The 17,743-nt window shown below is 69.6% G+C and carries 18 protein-coding genes and 3 pseudogenes; 16 read left to right on the top strand and 5 right to left on the bottom strand.

The features are described 5' to 3' along the window. Positions 1–31 precede the first annotated feature (31 nt). The 12 genes from ACFPQ9_RS40170 to ACFPQ9_RS40115 all read left to right on the top strand — a co-directional run bounded on the left by ACFPQ9_RS40170 (position 32) and on the right by ACFPQ9_RS40115 (position 11,376). Positions 32–424 carry a hypothetical protein gene (locus ACFPQ9_RS40170; protein ID WP_380864497.1) on the top strand — a complete coding sequence of 131 codons (393 nt, stop codon included), beginning with the start codon at positions 32–34 and terminating at the stop codon, positions 422–424. Further along, on the top strand, positions 418–1,317 hold the full coding sequence (locus tag ACFPQ9_RS40165) for an ATP/GTP-binding protein (RefSeq protein ID WP_380864496.1): 900 nt from the start codon (positions 418–420) through the stop codon (positions 1,315–1,317). The genes ACFPQ9_RS40170 and ACFPQ9_RS40165 overlap by 7 nt, the downstream gene beginning before the upstream one ends. A 32-nt stretch (positions 1,318–1,349) precedes the next feature. Further along, positions 1,350–2,057 (top strand): SAF domain-containing protein, encoded by a 708-nt coding sequence (locus ACFPQ9_RS40160; RefSeq protein WP_380864494.1) that lies wholly within the window; start codon positions 1,350–1,352, stop codon positions 2,055–2,057. Positions 2,058–2,059: 2 nt separating this feature from the next. Continuing rightward, the gene (locus tag ACFPQ9_RS40155) at positions 2,060–2,959 is read left to right on the top strand and encodes a hypothetical protein (protein ID WP_380864492.1); all 900 of its coding nucleotides are present in this window, start codon (positions 2,060–2,062) and stop codon (positions 2,957–2,959) included. Positions 2,960–3,176: 217 nt separating this feature from the next. Further along, the gene (locus ACFPQ9_RS40150; RefSeq protein ID WP_380864491.1) at positions 3,177–4,556 is read left to right on the top strand and encodes a CpaF family protein; all 1,380 of its coding nucleotides are present in this window, start codon (positions 3,177–3,179) and stop codon (positions 4,554–4,556) included. Further along, positions 4,553–5,467, top strand: a complete 915-nt coding sequence (locus tag ACFPQ9_RS40145) for a type II secretion system F family protein (protein WP_380864489.1) — start codon at positions 4,553–4,555, stop codon at positions 5,465–5,467. The genes ACFPQ9_RS40150 and ACFPQ9_RS40145 overlap by 4 nt, the downstream gene beginning before the upstream one ends. After that, the gene (locus ACFPQ9_RS40140; RefSeq protein WP_380864487.1) at positions 5,464–6,363 is read left to right on the top strand and encodes a type II secretion system F family protein; all 900 of its coding nucleotides are present in this window, start codon (positions 5,464–5,466) and stop codon (positions 6,361–6,363) included. Before ACFPQ9_RS40145 ends, ACFPQ9_RS40140 begins: the two co-directional genes overlap by 4 nt. A 50-nt stretch (positions 6,364–6,413) precedes the next feature. Further along, a complete protein-coding gene (locus ACFPQ9_RS40135; RefSeq protein WP_380864486.1) occupies positions 6,414–6,620 on the top strand; it encodes a hypothetical protein in 207 nt (68 codons plus the stop codon). A gap of 2 nt (positions 6,621–6,622) precedes the next feature. Then, positions 6,623–7,039, top strand: coding sequence for a TadE family protein (locus tag ACFPQ9_RS40130; protein WP_380864484.1), 417 nt, complete (start codon positions 6,623–6,625; stop codon positions 7,037–7,039). Next, positions 7,036–7,488: a TadE/TadG family type IV pilus assembly protein gene (locus tag ACFPQ9_RS40125; RefSeq protein ID WP_380864482.1), complete on the top strand. Its 453-nt coding sequence runs from the start codon at positions 7,036–7,038 to the stop codon at positions 7,486–7,488. The genes ACFPQ9_RS40130 and ACFPQ9_RS40125 overlap by 4 nt, the downstream gene beginning before the upstream one ends. Then, positions 7,485–7,928, top strand: coding sequence for a hypothetical protein (locus tag ACFPQ9_RS40120; protein ID WP_380864480.1), 444 nt, complete (start codon positions 7,485–7,487; stop codon positions 7,926–7,928). Before ACFPQ9_RS40125 ends, ACFPQ9_RS40120 begins: the two co-directional genes overlap by 4 nt. 4 nt (positions 7,929–7,932) lie before the next feature. Further along, complete coding sequence (locus ACFPQ9_RS40115) at positions 7,933–11,376, top strand: hypothetical protein (protein WP_380864479.1); 3,444 nt, start codon at positions 7,933–7,935, stop codon at positions 11,374–11,376. A gap of 27 nt (positions 11,377–11,403) precedes the next feature. Here ACFPQ9_RS40115 and ACFPQ9_RS40110 read toward each other — a convergent pair whose 3' ends face one another. Both ACFPQ9_RS40110 and ACFPQ9_RS40105 read right to left on the bottom strand, forming a co-directional pair. Continuing rightward, positions 11,404–11,718, bottom strand: a complete 315-nt coding sequence (locus ACFPQ9_RS40110; RefSeq protein ID WP_380864477.1) for a hypothetical protein — start codon at positions 11,716–11,718, stop codon at positions 11,404–11,406. Positions 11,719–11,849: 131 nt separating this feature from the next. Next, on the bottom strand, positions 11,850–12,689 hold the full coding sequence (locus tag ACFPQ9_RS40105) for an IS5 family transposase (protein ID WP_380864476.1): 840 nt from the start codon (positions 12,687–12,689) through the stop codon (positions 11,850–11,852). Between the two features lie 684 nt (positions 12,690–13,373). Here ACFPQ9_RS40105 and ACFPQ9_RS40100 point away from each other — a divergent pair. Beyond that, the gene (locus ACFPQ9_RS40100) at positions 13,374–13,673 is read left to right on the top strand and encodes a hypothetical protein (RefSeq protein WP_380864474.1); all 300 of its coding nucleotides are present in this window, start codon (positions 13,374–13,376) and stop codon (positions 13,671–13,673) included. A 232-nt stretch (positions 13,674–13,905) separates the two neighbouring features. Here ACFPQ9_RS40100 and ACFPQ9_RS40095 read toward each other — a convergent pair whose 3' ends face one another. Continuing rightward, positions 13,906–14,226: a hypothetical protein gene (locus tag ACFPQ9_RS40095; protein ID WP_380864473.1), complete on the bottom strand. Its 321-nt coding sequence runs from the start codon at positions 14,224–14,226 to the stop codon at positions 13,906–13,908. A gap of 129 nt (positions 14,227–14,355) precedes the next feature. On the opposite strand from ACFPQ9_RS40095, the pseudogene ACFPQ9_RS40090 reads away from it, so the two are divergent. The 3 pseudogenes from ACFPQ9_RS40090 to ACFPQ9_RS44770 all read left to right on the top strand — a co-directional run. Further along, positions 14,356–14,418, top strand: a pseudogene (locus ACFPQ9_RS40090) (DUF6207 family protein); the annotation flags it as partial. 94 nt (positions 14,419–14,512) lie between these two features. Next, a pseudogene (locus tag ACFPQ9_RS40085) lies at positions 14,513–14,605 on the top strand (hypothetical protein); the annotation flags it as partial. Positions 14,606–14,748: 143 nt separating this feature from the next. Next, positions 14,749–15,712 (top strand): annotated as a pseudogene (locus ACFPQ9_RS44770) (IS630 family transposase); the annotation flags it as partial. Here the strand turns inward: ACFPQ9_RS44770 and ACFPQ9_RS40070 are convergent. Together ACFPQ9_RS40070 and lexA are read right to left on the bottom strand one after the other, a co-directional pair. Then, the gene (locus ACFPQ9_RS40070) at positions 15,706–16,392 is read right to left on the bottom strand and encodes a hypothetical protein (RefSeq protein WP_380864469.1); all 687 of its coding nucleotides are present in this window, start codon (positions 16,390–16,392) and stop codon (positions 15,706–15,708) included. The pseudogene ACFPQ9_RS44770 and the gene ACFPQ9_RS40070 sit on opposite strands and share 7 nt — an antisense overlap. A gap of 150 nt (positions 16,393–16,542) precedes the next feature. Then, positions 16,543–17,253 carry a transcriptional repressor LexA gene (lexA, locus tag ACFPQ9_RS40065; protein ID WP_380864468.1) on the bottom strand — a complete coding sequence of 237 codons (711 nt, stop codon included), beginning with the start codon at positions 17,251–17,253 and terminating at the stop codon, positions 16,543–16,545. Positions 17,254–17,743: the final 490 nt, after the last annotated feature.

Here is a 17,743-nt window from a genome sequence, read left to right as displayed (position 1 = left end):
TCCAGAGAAGGTAGCCGCGTCTCGGGCGCTCTTGGCCGACTATCAACGATATTGGGACGAGAAGGAACAGGCGTATGCACATGCGGGTCTCGACGGCACCGAGCTGAACAAGTACGCCGTCGGCACGGCTCTAGCAGCTGCTACGCAAGACCTGAAGGCGATGAAGAGCAATGGCCAGGTCGCTCAGGGCCGAGTCACGCTCTCTCCCGAGATCCGAACGATGGATCTTAATCGCAAGGTTCCTTCGGCCTCCGTGCGCGACTGCGTAGACACCACCGGCTGGAAGCTGGTCGATGCCAGCACCAGCAAGGAGATCAAGCTCCCGAAGGAGCGACTCACCCGGTACGTCAGCATTGTCAAGGCAGAGAGGTGGGGGGACCGATGGGTCGTGCTGAGCACCACTCGAGAGGCAGACAAGTGCTGACGCGGAGCACCCTGCTCGGCGCTGCAACAGCCACCGCCTTCCTGCTGGTGGCAGGCGCCGCGCAGGCCGCGGACGGGCCGGGGAACTCAAACGTTGATGTGGGCAGCTGCACCGTCATGGAGTTCTGCGTCGGCGTTGGAGTGGATGGCTCCAACGGCTCACAGGAGTCATCAGCGTCGGCAAACGGCATTAACGAGCAGGGCGGTAAGGGCGGAGAGAAGGATCCGGACGCCCCGGTCTGCACCGTGTCAAAGATGGACCCTCCACCGCTTGCTGGCAGCGACCTCTGGGAAGGGCACGATCCCGACGACGGGACCGTTTATACCCGCATTTGCTCGTCGACTGACGAGTTCATCGGCATCAACGTGAACACCACCGTCGAGACGTTCTGGGCTGCCAATCCGCCGCCCGCTGTCGATCCTGCCGTACTGGCTCAACAGGCCGTGGACAAGATGACCCTGCTCGGGCCCGACATCAACATCAACCCCAAGCCCGGCGGCAAGGGACTGGTGGGCATGCCGGTGTGGATGGCTGTCGACCAGTCTCAGACGACGTGGGGTCCGAACACGGCGACCGCGTCGGCCGGTGGGGTCACGGTGACCGCGACGGCGAAGGTGTCGAAGGTCGTGTGGTCAATGGGCGACGGCTCCTCGGTGACCTGCACGACGCCCGGCACCGTCTACCAGAAGTCCTACGGGCTGAAGAAGTCGCCGGACTGCGGTCACGTGTACACCCAGCCGTCCAGAGACGCGACGGGCGGCACGTACGAGGTCACCGCGACCTCGACCTGGGTCATCAACTGGCAGGGCGGCGGAGCGAACGGCCAGCTGACCGAGGTCCGCAATTCCTCGGTGGCGGTGACCATCGTCGAGTCGCAGGCCGTCAATTCGTAAACGTCGCACGAGATCGAAGGGCCTGTAGGCCGATGGACAGCAGTCAGACCTCCTTTGCGCCGCGCCCTGATGTGCAGCGGCAGCCCGATCTGCCCGTCAGCACCGGCACGAAGAAACGATCAGGCCGCTCGTGGTCGGTACCCGTGCTGCTGGTGCTGGTGACACTGATCGGTGCACTGGGCGGTGCGGTCGTGGTGACGCGGGCCGGGGACCGTGTCGATGTCCTGGCTGTCGCACGCGATGTCCCGGTCGGCCAGCAGGTCACTGCACAGGACGTGAGGGTCGTGTCGTTTGCCGACGACCCCGGTCTATCCCCGATCCGAGCCAACGAGCGGTCCTCGGTGGTGGGCCAGCGTGCGGCCGTGGATCTGCACCCCGGCGAACTGCTGACCCGCTCGCAGCTGAGTGCGCGCGGTGGGCTGGGCGACACCGAGCAGGTGGTCGGGGTCGAGCTCAAGCGGGGCTTCGTGCCCCGCAACGAGCTGCGGCCAGGCGACAAGGTAGCCGCCGTGGTCCTTCCCGCGCAGGGGGCGGACACCGGGTCCACGGACTCCGGGTCCGCAGGCAGCGAGACCCCGCAGACGATCGAGGCGACGGTGAAGTCGGTCGGCACCCCGGACTCGACCGGAGCCCTGGTCGTGAACCTGGTGGTCGATCCCGCGGACGGTCCCCTGTTGGCGACGAAGGCCGCGGCCAAGCAAATAGCGCTCATCCGTCAGCCCCGCCAGAGCGGGAGCTGACCGTGGCTCTCATCGCTTTGGTGTCCGCGAAGTCGGACGGTGTGACGACGGCGGCAACTGCCCTGGCCCTGGCCAGCCGCAGGCCGGTGCTACTCGCCGAGCTCGACATGGCCGGCGGGACGCTGCGTCACGGGCTCCTGCGCGACGTGCCGCGCGGGGAGCACGAACGCCTGGACGGGAACACCGGACTGCACCGGCTGCCGCAGGCGGACTGGGAACGGGCAAGCGCCGAGCAGGACTTCACCCCGCAGGTCGCCCAGCACCTGTGGCCGATGGACGACAGCGAGTTCCGTGTCGCGCTGCCCGGGCTGACCGATCCGAGGCAGGCCGCATCGCTGACGTCGACCTGGCCGACGCTGCTGAACGTGCTGCAGTTGACGGACCAGCGTCTGCACTGGGACGTCCTGGTCGACGGCGGGCGGATGGTGCTCGACGGCGGCCGCCTGCACCCGGTCCTCACCCCCGCGCCCGTACTGCGCGAGGCCGACCTGGTGCTGCTGGTGGTCCGCATGACCGAGGAATCCCAGAACCTCGCCTACCCGAGGGTGCGCGCCCTGCAGGACGATCTCGCCTCCCAGGGAACCGGCGCCCGGGCGCTTGGGCTGCTCGCGCTCGGCGAGGGCTACCGGCCCGCCGACGTCGCCCGGGGCCTGGACGCCCCGGTGCTGGCCACCCTGCCGTGGGACGAGCCGGCTGCCGCGTATCTGCGTACCGGCGGACGGATGCCGCGCGGAGTGACCCGCTCCCGGCTGATGCGCGCCGCGCGGGACACCATGGGGCCGCTGCGTGAACACGCCGACCGGCGCCGCCTGCACCTGCAAATGAGGCAGGTACAGGCCGCCAACCCGGCGGTCGAGCGGATCGTCCAGCAACTCGCCCAGCGGGGGGTGCGGCATGGCTGACTGGCGCGGCCAGGGCGGTGCCAACGGTCAGCACGTAGCAACCCGGTTGGGCGGCCTGCTGACCGAGCACACCGCGACCCATCCACCCGTGCACCCCGCACCACCGACCGCACAGTCGGCACCTGCCCCAGCGACGTCGCCGGCGGCCCCACCCCCTGGTCCCCCGAGCGCGGTGCCGCCGGGGGCTGGACCAGCCGATTTCGGCGCGGCGACGACCTTGCCCGGGCTACTGCCCGTGCCCTGGGGCGAGATAACGAAGCTACGCCAGCAGGTCGCCGACGACGTCGACCACGTCAAAAAGGACCGGCGCCACGCCGGAACCCCGCTCGGCGAGAAGGACCTCGAGGAAGTCGTACGCGCCCGGGTGCGCGCCCGGGTCGCGGAATGGGCACAGACATGGTCGCTGAGGAACCCGCCGCTATCAGGCGAGGAACTGGAGCGGGTCCGCACCGAGGTATTCAACCTGATCTTCCTGGCTGGCGCGCTGCAGCGTGTCCTGGACCGGCCCGGTGTGGAAGACGTCCTGGTCGACGGCGAGTGGATGCACATCGACTCGCACGGCAAACCGCGCGAACGAGTGCGCTCGCCGTTCTCCAGCAAGTCGCAGGCCATCGAGTGGGTCAATCAGATGGCCGCGACGTCCGGGCACGGCGAGCGGCTGCTGTCGTACGCCACCGGCAAGGTCGAGTTCGACCTGCCGGACGGCTCCCGCGTCGCGGCCACACTGCTGACCGATGATGTGACGATCGCGATCCGCCGCCATGTAGCGGAAGCGGCCACCCTCGCCGACCTGGAGAAGTGGGGCTCCGTCGACACGATCGTCGCCGCGTTCCTCTCAACGGCGGTGAAAGCGGGCCTGTCCATCATCATCGCGGGCGACATGGCCACGGGTAAGACCACGCTGATGCGGGCCCTGGGCCGCGAAGTCCCCGCCCACGAGCGGCTGGCGACGCTGGAGAGCGAGCCCGAACTGCGACTGAACTGTGACGATCCGGACCAGCACGCGCACGTGCTGGCCTTCCGCACCCGGGAGGGCAATGGGGAGCGGGACGCCACCGGGCGGGTCACGCTCGCCGACCTGGTGCCCGTGTCCCTGCGCTACAAGGCCACCCGGGTCATGGTCGGCGAGGTCCGCGGCGATGAGGCCGTCGCCATGCTGGAGGCGATGATCGCGGGCGGTGCGGGGTCGATGTGCACCCTGCATGCCAAGGACCCTGAGGCCGTCATCGACCGGCTGATGGTGCCGCTGGCTCGGGCCGGCCTCAGCGATCAGGCTGCCTACCGGCTCATAGCGGCCGCCGTCGACCTGATCGTGTACGTGGACGCGATCGACGAGACCGACCAGGGTGGCCAGGTGCACCGGTTCGTGTCGCACGTGTGGGAGACGGCCGGCCGCAGCGAGGGCGGCGGGGTGGCGTTGTCGCAGATCTTCGCTCCCCGCGAGGACGAGAACGAGCCGCGGGCGCTGCCCACCCGTACGCCGATGAACGAGCGCCGGCTGCGCAAGCTGGAACGCAAGGGTTTCCACCGGCGCTGGCTTATCGACTACCCGAGCGGGCAGTGGCGGCCGCTGCGCCGGGCGGGAGGCGCGGCGTGACCCAGTCGTACCTGTCTGCGCTCGGCATGCTGGCCGGTGCCGTGGTGGCCCTGAGCCTGACCGGAGTCATCGCCGCCCTGCGCGGCTGGCGGCCCGCCGTACGTGGATTACGGCCCGGCCGCATGCGGGGCCGCATCCTGCGGGCGGTTGAGGAACTGCCGCCCGGCTGGCGGGACAACTACCGGCTGCTGCTGGCCGGAGCCGCCGGCGCGGGCGTGCTGATGTGGGCGTTCACCGGGTGGCCGGCGCACGGCTTGCTCGCGTTCGCGGCGGTGGCCGGGCTGCCGTTCGTGCTGTATCCGGGCGGCTCGGGCCGTACGGATATCGCCCGCCTGGAGGCGATCGCGGAGTGGCTGCAGCAGCTCGCCAGCGTGCGGGCCGGCGGCAAGCCGCTGGAGGCCACGATCGTGGACCTGGACACGGTGCCGGTGCTGCTGCACCGTCCGGTCGGCAGGCTCGCCCACCGGCTGAGCTCCGGGATGCCCGCCCGGTGGGCGTATCGGGGGCTGGCCGACGACCTCGCCAGCCGCATCGGCGACGACATCTCCCAGTTGTTCATGGACCACGTCACCAGCCGCGGCCCGGGCTTGGCGCGCGCCCTGTCCGCGCAGGCCGCCCTGGTGGCGCGGCAGGCCGCGGACCTGCGGGACATCGACGCCGAGCGGGCAAAGGCCCGCTCCGAGGCACGCCGGGTCTCCCTCTTCGCGATCGCCGTGGTCGCAGTGATCCTCGTCAACGGTTCCTACTCCGCGCCGTTCGCGACCCCGCTCGGCCAACTCGGCCTGCTAGTCCTGGGCTTGCTGTTCGTCATGTCGCTGCTGTGGCTGCGCAAGATGGCCGCGATGGAAGACGAGCCGCGCACCCTGCTCACCGCCGAGGAACGAGTGAAGGAAGGGAGTGAGGCGGCATGAGCCTGTCCGTTCCCGGAATGCTGCTGGGCGGGCTGACCGCGCTCGGCGGCACGCTCGCGGCACGCAGCCTACTGCCCAAGCGGCCCCCGCTTGATCAGGTGTTGCGGCGCACCCATGCCCCGGCCCCGCGCCCCGTGCCCGCCGCGACCGCGGCCAAGGGCCCCTCGCAGTGGGCTGACCGGATCGGTACCCGGCTCATGGAGACCGACGCGTTTGTGACCCGGCTGCCCGCCCGGGACCTGAGCCTGCTGGAGGTGGGCCCCTCCACGCTGCTGGGCCGCTGCGCCCTGTACGCGCTGGGCGGATTCCTCATCCCGCAGTGGATCATTTTCCTGCTGCGACTGGGTGGGCTGACGCTGCCGTTCGTCATCCCGGCGGCCGCCGGGGTGGGCGTCGCCCTGTTCATGGTGTTCAAGTGCCTGGACGACGTTAGAGAGAAGGCCACTCGCGCGCGCCTGGAGTACCGCTACTACATCGCTTCCGTCCTGGAGCGCGTCGCTTTGGCCCGCAACTCCGACGCCGGCGCCGCCGAGGCCCTCGCACGCGCCGTGGAGTCGGGGGACGGCCGCGCCGCGGTCCGGATCCGCGACAGCGTCGAGCACGCCCGGCTGGCCGGGGTCAGCCCGTGGGACGCGCTCGGCCAACTCGGCACGGAGCTCGGCGTGCCCGACCTCGCCCGGCTGTCCGCGTCGTTGAGTCTCGCGGGTGAGGAGCAGGCCGCCGTCTACGACCAGTTGGAGGCCCAGGCCGAAGTCGTCCGCCGTGGTCTGCTCGCCGCCCGGAAGGAAAAGGCGAACGAGGCCACCGAGAAGATGCATGTCCCCTCGCTGGCGATCGTCTTCCTCCTGGCGGCCTTCCTGCTCTCCCCCGCCATCGTCCGCATCCTCGCTTTCTGACCGCACTGCCTGGCCGACTCATCGGCCCGACCATCCCGTTGGAGGACCCCGTGGACATCGTCCGCACCCGCCTCACCCGTGCCCGTGCCGCACTGAGCCGCCGCATAGCCGTTCTCCGCTCCAGCGCCAGAGATCGCGGTGCCTCCGCGATGGAGTGGGGCCTGATCCTGGTCGCCGGCGGCACGATGGTCGGCATCGTGTACGCCGCGGCCAATACGACGGTGGGCGAGAAGGTCACGCAGATCCTGGGCTTTTGACCATGGCGGCGATACGCATACGCCGGTGGCGGCAGCTGGCCGGCCGGCGGTGGTGGCGGGAGGACCGCGGTGCCACCGCCCTTGACATGTCGATGGTCGTCCCGCTCGCGTTTCTGCTGGTGTTCACCCTAATTCAGGGCGGCATCTGGTTCCATGGCCGGTCGGTAGCGCACCACGCGGCTCAACAGGCCGTGGACGCGCAACGGGCCTACGACGCCGCACCAGGTGCGGGAGAGGCGGCTGCCAGCGAGTTCCTGGCCCGGATGGGCGGCTCGCTGAACGGCGCGGCGGTACGGGTCAGCGACGACGGCGAGACGGTCAGCGTCTCCGTGGAAGGCAACGTGATCAACCTGGTGCCGGGCTGGAGCGGGCACGTCCGCCAGAGCGTCCAGGCCCCCGTCGAGAAGTTCCGCCCATGAGGTGGCGACGGTGGCCTGGCCGGCTGGAGCGCGACCGCGGCAGCGCCGCCTTGAGCCTCGCGATCTTCGCGCCCGTGGCCCTGGTGCTGATCGGCTTCACGATCGCATGCGGGCGGGTGGCACTGGCCGAGGGCGCCGCCGACGCGGCCGCCCGGGATGCCGCGCGCACCGCCTCGCTGGCCAACGACCCGGCCTCCGGCGAGGCTGACGCCCGCCAGGCCGCGCAGACCTCTTTGGCCAACTCCGGTATCCACTGTGCCGGCATCAGCGTCGAGTTGGACACCAGCGGGCTGTCCGCGCCGGTCGGGCAGGCCGCCAGTGTGACGGCCACCGTGTCGTGCACAGCGCCGCTGAGCGAGCTTGCGCTGCCCGGCGTTGGCGGGTCCAAGACGCTCACCAGCACCAAGACGTCCGTCGTAGACACGTGGGCGACTCGGGGCGGCCCATGATCAAGTGGCGTCGCTGGCTTCATATCCCCTCCGGCTGCCGGGACCGGGGCGGTATGGAGCTGTTCTACGCGGGCACGGTGCTGATCGCGTTTCTCATCGTCGGCCTGGTCATCGATGCTGGGCTGGCCCTGGACCGGATGTCGGATGCGGACTACGTCGCACAGGAGGCCGCGCGGGCCGGCGCCCAGCAGATCGACCCGGGCCAGGCCATCACCGGCGAGGACATCGTGGTCGACCCGGACGCCGCGCAAACCGCCGCCCGCGCCTTCCTCGACAGCGAGGGAGTCGACGGTGACGTAGCCGTCGCCGAGGACGGGCAGAGCCTCACGGTGACCGTACGCGACGCCTACCACCCCTACTTCGCGTCCCTGATCGGCGTCAGTGAGATGTCCGTGACGGGACACGGCACTGCCACATTGCTTCACCAGCCCGGAGGCTGACCCCATGCCCCACACCCCCACGCCCGTGCGCCGCCGCAGCCTCTCCGGGCCACGGGCGGTCGCGCGCGGCCTGTTCGCATTCGTCGCCCTGGCCGCTTTGATCGTCGGCGTGCCCGCGCTGCTGCTCGCCGTCGGCACGCTGCCCGCGACCGTGCCGACGCTGGACGGGGCGCGCGAGGTGCTGCTGAGCCCGGACGATGACGGCTCGGGGCTGCTGACCACGATGACCGTGGCAGCGTGGATCGCGTGGCTGTGGCTCGTCGTCCCCGTCTTGATCGAGATCGTCGCCGTCCTGGCGCGGCGTACGACGCCGCGGCTTCCGGGCATGGCCACCGGTCAGCGTCTGGCCGGGTTCCTGCTGGGCAGCATCGTGCTGGCCTCGCCCGCGGCCGCGGCCAGCGCCGCCACCCCGGCGGTCGCCGCCACCGCGACCCACGTGCCGTCGGCCGACCAGGCTCCAAGCAGCCGGCCAAGCACGGTCCCGGCTGCGGAGCGGACGGCAACGGCCGGGAGCGCCCGGGAGTTCTCCGTGGGAGCGGAGGACACCACCTGGTGGGAACTGGCCGAGCAGTTACTTGGGGACGGTACGCGCTACACCGAACTGCAGCGCCTGAACCCCGAAGTACCCACCACGGCCACGGTGGTGCCGCAGGGCACGACCCTGCGCGTGCCCGGCGACGCCCAGGTGGGCGATCAGACGCCCGAGACGGGTATACGCACTCAGCTCGCCTCCAGCACGCACGACACCCCCGACAACGGTGGGGATGGTGAGGCAGTCACTGTGGAGCCGGGCGACTCCCTCTCCAAGATCGCAGCAGAGGAGCTCCACGATGGCAGCAAGTGGCCGGAGCTGTTCGAGGCAAGCCGGGACACTGCGCAGCCACACGGCCTGCCGAAGATCACAAACCCGAACCTGATCTTTCCGGGGCAGCAGGTCACCATGCCCGGGGCCGCATCCGAGCGACCCGAGCATTCCCGCGAGGACACGGAGGACGGCTCCGGGGCCGGACGTTCCACTCCCCCGGCTCCGGGCGACACCGAGCGGGAGCCTGGTGCCAGCTCGGGAGTTGGCGGGTCGACGGCCCCGAGTGAGTCCGCTACCTCGGGAACAGAGACTCCGGCACCCAGCGAGTCGAGCCGTCCGTCCGAGCAGCCCGGGCAGGGCCAGGGCGGCGTCACCGCCCGGCCTTCGTCCGGCAGCAGTGCGTCGTCCGCACCCGAATCGAGCGGGCCGTCGGCAACGGACACTCCCACGGCGCATGCGTCCGAGACCCCCTCATCGGAGACTCCTGCGTCGTCGCCCGCGGGTCAAGTGCTGCAGTTGCGGATGGTGCTGGGCGCCGGTGCACTGTTGGCAGCCGCCGTGACCGGTGCGCTCGCCACCCGCCGCATGCTGCAGCGCCGTCGCCGCAAGCCCGGTGAGACGATCGCGCTCGCCGCGGAGACCTCGTCTGCCGAGGCGCAGTTGGCGGCCGCCGCCGAGCCGGGAGGTTCGGCCCGTCTGGATGTGGCACTGCGGACGATGGCCCACCAACTGGAGGACGAGGCCCCCCTACCCGGGCTGCGGGCCGCACGGATCGGGGCCCGCACGCTGGAGGTTCTGCCCGAGGACCTCGCTCTGGAGCCGCTGGGGCCGTTCACATCAGGTCAGCGTGGCTGGTGGGTGCTGCCGGGGGATGCCGAGCTCCTGGACGAGGAGACCGCCCGTGAGGTACCGGCACCCTATCCGGGGCTCGTGACCCTCGGCAGCACCGACCACGGTGACCTCCTCCTGGTGAACCTGGCCCAAATGCCCGCGCTGCTGCTCGACGGCGATCCGACGCGCATCACGGAAGTGTGCACGTCGCTCGCGGTGGAGATCGGGATGAGCCCGTGGGGCAGCGTGGTCGAAGTGGTCGCCGTCGGGTTCGGCGAGGACCTGCCGCGACTGCTGCCCACCTCGCGGATCATGCACATGCGGGAGGCCGTGCACGCACTGCGGGATCTCTCCGAGCGTCTGCTGGAGTTGCACCAGATGCCGGAGACCAGCCATCACCCCTACCTGCTGCTCTGCGCCGCGTCTCTCGACGGGGATACGGCGTGGCAGTTCGCCGACGTCATCGACAAGGCGCGGATTCCAGTCACGCTGATCGCACCGGCACCCGCGGCCGTCGCGCACTTTCCCGACGCCGAGATCCTCAACGCCGCACTCGACGAGCCGCAGCAACTCGCCTACGTCGGAACCGAGATCACCGTGCAGCGCCTTGAGCGCGCCGCGTACCAGCAGATCGTCACGGCGCTCGCAGTGTCCGGCCAGCCCGCCGCACCAGCCGAGGGGCCGTGGCAGGAGGTTCCGGACGAGCCCGAGCCCGAGATAGCGTCCTCGCCTGCCGTGGCACAGGCCGACGATGACGACACCGGCCCTGACACGGGCATCTCCCACGGCGCCTCAGTTTCACCGGTCGCCCCGGTGACGACGGTGCACAGCAGCAACAGTATCGGCGACAGCACGGTATTCTCCGCTCTGCTGGCCGCCTCCGCGGACCCGGCCGGGCTCCGCCTCCTGCCCCCCTCCCCGCCTCACGAGCAGGATGATGCCGGCAAGGACCAGGCGCTCGCCGCGGATTCTGCAGAGGAGGAAGCGCCGGAGGAGTCGAACCGCCAGCTCCCGGAGGCGGAGAACAGCGGGAGTCCAGAGGCGCCGGAGGCACACGACCTGCGTGCCCCGGAGATACGTGTCCTGGGCCCGGTCGAGGTGGACGACGTGGCCGCCACCGGGCACGGCCCGCGGATCGCGCACCTCGCGGCGTTGTTGTTCTTCCGGCCGGGCCGCTCCGCCGATGCGCTGTGCACCGACATGGACCCGCTCACCCCGTGGAGTTCGAGCACCCTCAACGCGCGGCTGCGCGGCCTGCGCAGCGCCCTGGGAAATGACCCGGCCGGCGACGCGTACGTGCCGCGCCGTCGAACCGGCGAGGACCCCTACCGCCTCTCCCCTGCGGTGCGGTGCGACTGGACAAGGTTCCTCCAGCTCGCCGAGCGCGCGCTGCCCCAGGGCCCGGCGGGCCTCCCGGATCTGGAGAGGGCCCTCGGGCTGGTGCGGGGAAGGCCGTTCGGGTCAAGGCCACTGCCCTGGGCAGGGCCCTTCCAGCAAGAGATGATCACGAGGATCATCGACGTCGCCCACACGGTGGCCACGCACCGCACCCCAGCGGGCCCGTACCACGACCTCACCGCGGCTCGGCAGGCCGTCGCGACCGGCCTCGACGCCGACAGCAGCGCCGAGCTCCTCTACCGGGACTGGATGCGCATCGAGCATGCCGCCGGGAACCGCTCCGGCCTTCACACCGCGATCACGCAGGTCCAACAGGTCAACAGGTCACTGGACTGCGATCTTGAGATGGAGACGGAGCAGCTGATCAACGATCTTCTGCACGGCACCCGCTCGGCACCGCGCAAGGCACTGTAGACGGGTGCGCAGGCTGCGCAGTGCGCTCTACCGGTTGGCGGCGACGTCCCGGGTGACGTAGGCGAGCAGTTCACGCGTGGCCGCCTCGTTCGACGCTGACGGCCGGGTCTGCCAGGCCTCCCGTGTCTCCCGCACGGTCTGCGCAACCGCGTGCACGTGCGCGGCGAGATCGTCGTCCAGTTCGCTCGTCTCCCCGTCCTGCGTACGGCCGGTGACGACGACCTCGGTGCCCGCCTCCGCGCCACCGACCAGATCGTCACAGGCGTGACCTGCACGATCCGCTCCGCCGACCTGAGCGCCACCCGCCGTAGCCGAACCCTGCCCGAAGGCAACCCAGCACACCGTCCTCCTGGCCCGCGCCGCCTACACGGTGTACGACTCCCTCGGGCTCCAGCGCGCCCGGGTCCGCAGCATCGCGCCGCGCACCGACGCCCTTAGAGGGCGTTTGAAGTAGGCAGATTGCCCTTGATGCCCTAGTAAGTTCCTCGCCAGGTGGGGGTGGTCTCGTCCGTTATGCGCCTGGCGAGGTTGTCGACTGAGGCGATGTGGATCATGGCTTCGGAGCTGGCGGTGAGGGTCTCGTAGTCGCGGGCGAGACGGCGGTGCATCATGATCCAACCGATGCTCCGCTCGACTACCCAGCGTCTTTTCACGACATGAAACCCACGTGTATCCGGGTTTCTGTTGACGACTTCGACATCGATCCCGAGACGGGCACCGTGTTCGACGACGGCGTTCTTGAAGCCGGTGTCGACCCAGCTCTTGGAGATGGTCGGGTACTTCTCCTTCGCCTGGTCGAGGAGGCGTATTCCCAGGGCGTTCTCCGAGAGGCCGGCGGCGGTGACAGTCACGGCAAGGATGAGGCCGATGGTGTCGGTGAGGATGCCGCGCTTCCTCCCGACGATCTTCTTGGCCGCATCCGTTCCCTGGCTGGTCAGGGGCACGTTGCTGGAGGTCTTGACGCTCTGGGTGTCGATCACGGATGCGGTCGGCTCGGGCTTGCGCCCCTCCTTCACCCGGGCCAGTCCCGTCAGCTCGTAATTGAGCTGGGCGAAGATTCCTTCGTCGCGCCACGCGGCGTAGTAGGCATAGACGGTGCCGTGGTTCGGGAAGTCGTGCGGGAGGTATTTCCAGGGGATTCCAGTGCGGTTCACGTAGAGGATCGCGTTGAAGACGTCGCGTAAATCGACCTTGGCTGGCTGACCGGTTGGTCTGCGGTCGAGCCGGGCCTTTCTCCAGGCCGTCAACGTCGGTTCGATCAGGACCCATCGGGCGTCGGACAGGTCACTGGGGTAGGGCTTGCGCTCGCTCACGGCGTAGCGTGATCATGCATGAGCCGGAGGGCTCGGTTCCGCTGTCCATCAGGCGATTCCGTGGCATCTTCAAGCCAGACGGACTTCCGGGTGCAGAAGCGAACGAGACGGATGGCCGAGCCTCCGCCCCAGAGAAGGTCATTCACCGCCTACGGGATGAAAGCCCTCAGAACAGGGCAGGGATGAGAGCCGTATATAGGGCCGGACCTGCATAAACGCCCTCTTAGACCTGCCGACCGGGCCACCCGCCAGCTCACCCTCGACGTCGGCGACGACAAACCCCTCGCGATCGTAGCCGTCGCCGATCGCGCCCGCGCCCGCTACGGGCGCCAGGTGCTCTACCCCGCTGCCCTCGCCATCAGCTCCCCGTCAGCCCGCCAGTGGGACAAAGGTGATCGCCCAGAGGACGACGCCCGTGGGCATCGTGCGACACAAGCGCGACAGCGGCAGGCGAGGGTGGGCACCCCCCTGCCCAGTAACGACGAAGGTTGAGGACTGATTTCGGGATCTGCGTGGGGTGGCTGAGCGCTTGCGGAGCGGCGCCGCCCCCGCCCCCTCCCACGCATTTGGCTGAGGAGCCGGTCTGTTCCTAAAGTCCAAATGCGGAACCCGGGGCCGGTTGTCAGTGGGGGCTGGCACACTCCCTCCCGACGACACCGCCCCGGAAAGGACGGCACGCCACACATGGAGACACTCACCATCGGCCCCGTTGGCGCCGGAGCATTCGCCTTCGCCCTCGCCGCCGGCCAGCTCTACATCCCCCGCATGCGCAAGGAACAGGGCCTGCCCAGCGGCCGAATCTTCCTCGTGGCATGGGTGCTCGTGCTCACTGCGGTGTCCCTGGCGCCGTGGTCGCCCGACGACGTGTTCAAGGCCTGGGCCATCGGCTTCCCCATCGGCCTCGTCCTCGGCACCTTCGGCGGAGTCCTGTGGGTCCGCTCCGCCCTCAAGGTGCACTTCCCCGAACGGTACGGACAGCGATAACCGCACACCACACGACGCAGGCCGCCACCCCCAAGCCGGGTTGGCGGCTCCGTATCGATAGCGGACTGCCGTCTGCCGTCACCAATCCCGGACGACAATGGACGGCAGGAACGCGAGGAAATCGCCCGGCTGATCTATACCTTCGACGCAATCGCAGACAGGCACCGCACCCGCGCGGACTACCTCCAGGTCGTCGGCAACGTGCTCGATGTCCTCACCTGGCGCGGGCTCCTCAGGCCAGAGGTAGCTGGCCAAGCGACCGACCACGGTTGGCCTGCATCTCCAGCAAAGCGGTCACGTCCGGGCCCCTCGTGAAGGCAGGGGCGTCCCAGTAGGCCGGGACCGGCACGGGCGTGAGGGCCACCTCGGTGCCGTGAACGCGCGCGCCATCGAAAAGGGTCTGCAGCAACTGGACGCCCGCCAGGTCGAGTGCGCCGAGGCGGGCATGCCACATCTGGGTCTCCGGGACATACGAGGCGATTCCTCGGAGCCTGTCGAGTTGTTCCTGCCATTGGGGATCGGCGGCCGGTGCCGTCTGGATGGTGGCCTCCAACACACGAGGTCTCAGGGGAGTTCGGCGAACCGGTCATACAAAGCACGGTAGGCGTCGCCACTGACAACTCGCCCGGTCAGGTGAATCCGATGCTTGAAGAGAACCCCGGACGTGCACGAACACGTACTGATGGGCGTGGACCCGATTCGAGAAGTGCACCTGTCCGAACCCTGCCTGCTCGTCATCGACGTGGCGGGCTGCGACGACGCTACCGTCCTCGCCTTCCAGGCCGCGATCGCTCGGAACCTGGGGGACCTCGCCTGCCGAATTCACCACACGGGATGTCGGTCAGCCTGGTGTGCGGTTGCGGATGTACACCGATCTGCAGCAGGTCATCGAGGAGACTTCCCTGCCCGAGCGGGTGTCGTCGGCCACGTAGTAGAGCGTGGTCCGCCACCACGGGGGGAGTGACGGACGCGCCTGCGTCCACGGTGCCACACCCGTCCCAGGAGCGCTCGGTAGGCGGGTGAAGTCGCCGTAGGAGACTGTGACTTCTTCGCCCGGATGGCGTTACTGATCTCTTCTGAGCGGTCGGTGGAACGCTGGCGTCATGCCTGGCAGGAGGGCGGATGGACGCCCTCGCCTCCACGGGTCCGGCGAAACTTCCCCAGGTGTCCGACGGCCAGTTCGCTGAGCTGGAGAAGGAGTTGGCCCTCGGGCCGGCCGAGCACGGCTGGGAGGACCAGCGGTGGACCCTGGCACGGGTGAGAGCGCTGATCGCCTGGAAGTTCGGCATCGACTGCTCCTCGGCGGCCGTGTGGCGGCTGCTGCACCGGCATGGCTGGTCCTGGCAGTCTCCGGCCCGCCGCGCGCTGGAACGCGACGAGCAGGCAGCGGGTTTGTGGAAGAAGGTCGTGTGGCCGCAGGTGGAATGACCGCGGCGGCGCTGGGGGCCTACATCATGTTCGAGGACGAGGCCGGATTCTCGATGACTCCGCCGCGCGCCCGCACCTGGGGCCGACGCGGGCAGACGCCCGTGGTGCGGGTGCGGGGCCGCTCCTGGCGCCGCTGGTCGATCGCCGCCATGTGCTGCTACAGGCCAGGAGAATCCTCCCGGCTGATCTACCGGCCGCGCCGCCACCGCAAGCACCGGGGCAAAGGACGCGACACCTTCGCTTGGAACGACTACCGCGACCTGGTCGTGCGCGCGCACCTCCAGCTCAAGGCCCCTATCGTCTTGATCTGGGACAATCTCAACACCCATCGGGCAGCCGGGATGCGCGCCTATGCGGACGACCACGACTGGCTCACCATCGTCCAACTTCCCTCGTACGCCCCCGACTTGAACCCAGTCGAGGGTGTCTGGTCACTGTTACGGCGCGGCCCCCTGGCCAACACCGCCTTCACCGACGATGACCACCTCGAACGCACCCTCCGCCGGGGACTTCGCCACATTCAGCTCCGCCCCGACCTCATCGACGGCTGTCTTGCCGGAACCGGACTCAGCCTCACCCACGACGCGACAACAACCCGAAGAAGTCAGTAGGTGCGGTCCCGCAGCAGGGCGAGGACGGCGGCCGCGTACGCGCGGGATCGGTCCCAGACGGCGAAGTAGTCGGTTTGCAGCTGGTCGAACTCTTCGTCCCGGCCGGGCTGGACGCGCATGCCGCTGCCGCGGCCAAGGAGGAGGTTGGCGCGGCGGCTCGCCTCCGGGCTCAGGCCGCGGATCGGTGGCAGCGACCGGCCTCCGGAGACCGTGCCGTCGGGGATGTACGCCTCGTACAGGCTGTCGCGTTTGCGGTGGCCCACGCGGCTGGCCTGCAGCAGCCGGGCCTGTTTGGCGACTTCATGCACCAGCGCGTCGTCTGGGCCTCCGAGCCGGAGCTCGGGTCCGGGCGCCGGGATCGCTCGCCAGATGCCGGCGTACGTGGTGTTGATAGTTTCGATCCACCACTGCGGCACGTTGCTGCCGGGCAGGATGCGCGGCTGAGGAAGGCGTCGGGGTGGCCGTTTCCCGCCCGCGCGCCGGTTGAGCAGCTGGTGGGCCGCACGCAGCAGGGCAGCGTCGTGCGCCTTGCTCAGGGCCACAGCGACACGGAGTTCGCGGTCCGCAGCCTTGTACTCGGGTGTCTGCACGTACGCGCGCACCTGGCGCTGGTACTCCGCGGGCTCGAAGTCGTCCCGTTTCGGCCTGGTGGCGCTGTCGGAGCTCTTGGCCTCGTCCACGCGCCGGTCGGCCTTCTGGGCTTGGTCGAGTTGATGCGTGAGTCGTTCAATGGCTCTCGGCCACGGGCCCCCCACCACTCACGATCTCCCTTCCCGCGCGGCTACCTTTGGCCAGGTTATCGGTCCGCCGACCCGCATCCGACCGTGTCCCTAGAGCAGGCGCAGGACGCCGACGACCTTGCCGAGGATCTGCACCTCATCGCCGGGGATCGGCTGGTAGGAGGGGTTGCGGGGCATCAGCCACACCTGCCCGTCCTGTCGGCGCAGCACCTTGACGGTGGCCTCGTCGTCCAGGAGCGCGGCGACGATGTCGCCGTGGTCGGCGCTGTCCTGGCGTCTGACGGTCACGATGTCGCCGTCGCAGATCGCCGCGTCGATCATGGAGTCGCCAGACACGGTCAGGGCGAACAGATCGCCCTCACCGACGACCTGGCGGGGCAAGGGGTAGACGTCCTCGATCGGCTCCGTGGCGAGCAGGGGTGCGCCGGCGGCGATCCGGCCGACGAGCGGTACGTCGACGGCTGCCTGGCCGCGGTCGCCCAAGTCGGGCACCCACGAAGGTCTCACGCAGTAGGCGCGGGGACGGTGAGGGTCACGGTAGAGGACGCCCTTGTGCTCGAGGGCGATCAGCTGGTGGGCGACCGAGGACGTGCTGGCGAGTTTCACGGCCTGGCCGATCTCCCGCATCGACGGTGGATAGCCCTGCTTGCGGACGGCCTCCGTGATGCAACGGACGATCGCGGCTTGGCGGCTCGTCAGCTCCCCTTCGGTGGTCCGGATGCCCGGGGGACGACCTCGGCGTGTGGGTGCGGCGTCTCCATCCGCGGCACCTCCGTACAAGATCTGGCAGAGCACGACCATAACCCGTCATCCCTCGTAAATGGAACACCGTTTCGATCCCCGGGAGAAGAAGGTGCAGGTCTGCGCGTCGAGGCTCTCCCGCTGGACGCGCCCACCGGACGTGTCAAGGGACAGCGTCCCCCACTTCGCCCCACTTTCATGAGCGCAGCCCCGGCCGCGAAGAGGGGCGTTCCGGACTTCCGTACCAGGGAGCGAAGGCGCAAGGCACCCCAACTCGACGCACCGGCGGGGCTGTTCCCCACTTCATCCCACTTGCGGCAGAGGCGCCTCCGCTCACACACCTCGAGGTGCTTCGATCACGTCAATGAGCCGGATCGCGGGTTCTCGCGCATCGCGGGCATCGCTCGCAAGGTTCGCGCCCGATGGGGCTCCTGACGGAGGCGGTGTCGGCGTTCCATCGGAGTGCTGGCGCAGAAGGGAGGACGGAGGTCCTGGGCGCTCCGGACGACCATGGTGCCGGGACGCATATCAACGCCGAGCTGCGGCCGTC

The sequence above is a fragment of the Streptomyces coerulescens genome (assembly GCF_042657965.1).
Taxonomy (GTDB): domain Bacteria; phylum Actinomycetota; class Actinomycetes; order Streptomycetales; family Streptomycetaceae; genus Streptomyces; species Streptomyces coerulescens.
The sequence above is the reverse complement of the archived record's forward strand: the minus strand, read 5'-3'. Positions and strand labels throughout refer to the sequence as shown.